Origin of the sequence: Halorubrum sp. SP9, assembly GCF_005435015.1 — an archaeon.
Taxonomy (GTDB): domain Archaea; phylum Halobacteriota; class Halobacteria; order Halobacteriales; family Haloferacaceae; genus Halorubrum; species Halorubrum sodomense.
The window spans coordinates 1-2248 of the sequence record NZ_SGXU01000068.1 but is presented as its reverse complement, the minus strand read 5'-3'; the positions used below and the strand labels follow the sequence as shown (position 1 = coordinate 2248).

Annotated in this window: 1 protein-coding gene and 1 pseudogene; one reads left to right on the top strand and one right to left on the bottom strand. The window is 52.8% G+C overall.

Annotated features, from left to right (window positions below):
• Positions 1-1634 (bottom strand): annotated as a pseudogene (locus EXE45_RS16260) (hypothetical protein); the annotation flags it as partial.
• Between the two features lie 197 nt (positions 1635-1831).
• On the opposite strand from EXE45_RS16260, the gene EXE45_RS16255 reads away from it, so the two are divergent.
• The coding region (locus tag EXE45_RS16255) for a hypothetical protein (protein ID WP_137694937.1) at positions 1832-2248 on the top strand (417 nt) is incomplete at its 3' end.

Genomic DNA, 2248 nt, shown 5'->3' with positions numbered 1-2248 from the left:
TCTTCAGCGGCACTATCTGAGCCTACCGAACTGTTGTCGTTGCCTTCTTCTTCTTCTTCTTCTTCTTCTTCTTCATCATCATCGTCGTCATCATCATCGCCGGGGCCGGGACCTGGACCTGGACCGGGGCCGGGACTCGTATCGATACTATCGACGATGTCGACGGTGGTCCGGCTCGTGCTGATGTTGCCGTCTTCTTGATCAGCGGCAATATGGAGCACAGTATACTCACCAGTCTCCCACGCATCAAGCGTCTCAACCTCGATCGTCTCCTCTCCAGTGGCGTTCCCGATGGCGGTCATCGAGGCATTAAGTGTTGTATCACCAACAGCGTTGAACGTGGCTGCGTCACCAGCCTGGTCGCGAACGTCGAATCCATCGACAATCGCATTCCGAATATCAAAGAAGCTGCTCGCTTGCTCCTCAGTACTCACGGTGCCTGAGAAGCGGTCAGACGCAATCTCCGTACCAGAGATTCTGACATTTGGCGCGACGTTCGCAACACCCTGAATCTCGGCGATTGACGAGTTGACTGTGACATTACCAGTCCGTAGATCACGCGAGAACTCATCGTCGATGATAATCCGACTGGAACTTTGACTAAACGTACTCTCGTCCATCACGACGACGGCGTGTGAAACGTTGCCGTCAGCAGCAAGGTTAGCCGTCGCATCTACGGAGACATTGGTACCTGCTTCAACCTCACCATTTGTCGTGGCGACATCAATTGTCGATGCCGCTTCTTGAGCAGTGACAGCATCAACTGAGAGGGCGGTCGTTCCGTTGAAGAACGGCCGATCATCGCCTGCTTCATACACCTCGCCACCAACATGGCCGATTAAAAGGTACGTCCCTGCCTCGTCGAGGTTAATAGTCGCTTCCGCGTTCCCGGTGGCGTCAATCACGCCTCCAGATGTAGTACTGAATTCGTTGAGATTCAAGAACTCTTCAGAAGTAAGTGCTTGCTCAAACCGCTCTGTCGTCAGTGTCTGGTTCGCTTCGAACGAGTCGGCAAACTGCTCGAACTCCTCAGTCCCATCGAAGAAGTCACGAACTGTCCCGAACCGCACCTCGTTTTGATCTTGGACAGTCTGATTAAAGTCGTCGTACCCATCGACGTCTTCGAGCGCTCGCTCAACTTCTTCAACCGTGACATTTTGAGCGTCAAGGAACACCTCTGTCGTATCTCGCTCCGCATCGATCCGAGTAACAAGGACCTTGAATTCGTCTCCAGAGAACTGAGCCGTATCCGCCGCAGTCTGTGGGGCTAACTCGAAGGAAACCTGTGCCCCCTGCTGAAATACTCCTTCTTGTGAAGTTTGGATTTCAGCGAGCTCGCTCTGTGTTTCTAGAAATACCGTTTGGCTGTCGACTGCCGTGACTGCGTTGCTCCGATCAACGACCGCAGGCCGAAGCGGGGCTCGTTCCCAAACAGCTAACTCATCGGTGATGTTTACGGTTTCAACGTCGTGAGTAGCCACTGGATCCCCTGGCTGAACTGCGGCCGGCGTTCCCGTGTGCGTGGCGCCGCTCGTTGCGGCAAGCGCTCCCCCGACGAACGGCCCCATCAGTGAGGTAATCATGATGAGGCTGAATAAAATAGCGAGTACGATCTGTCTCGCTGGACGTGTCATGGATAGTAATTTTTGGCATTCGGTTTATATCTTTCCTACCTGTCGGACGATTATGAATTAGCTTCACCTGAAATACCGGTCACCGTGAACGCTCTTTTTTCAGGAGTGTCACTCTTTCTCGCCCATGACGAGTTGGCTTTTACCTCGATTCCGATGTGATCACAAAACTGATACGGTTCTATCTATCCAATTAGGACATGAAAACCCGGTATGCCCTCCTCGCTGTTTTTTTATGTATTGTGGTTGCGGTCGGGACGCTCGGTGTTGCTGGTCAGTCGCCCGCTGAGTTCTCATTAGAGTCAGAGTCAACAGTCACTACCCCTCCACAAACGGTTTCAAACCAATTTACCGACGGTGAACTCACAGTCCGACAGACCGCAGTGGTTGAGCCCGATGCGGCACTCACGGGGACAGCTACCGTCCCAGACCCAGATGAGCAGACGTACTTTATTCAATTCCGCAATTCAGACCGGCGTATTATTGATGATAAGGCAACAGATGGGGCTGAAACCACATACGACTTTGATGCCGGTCCGGAGTCCCCAGGCAGCTATGCTGTCAACATCTGGGATCCGAATGAGCAACTTGTAAAGGCGGTGTTACCGGTCGTCATC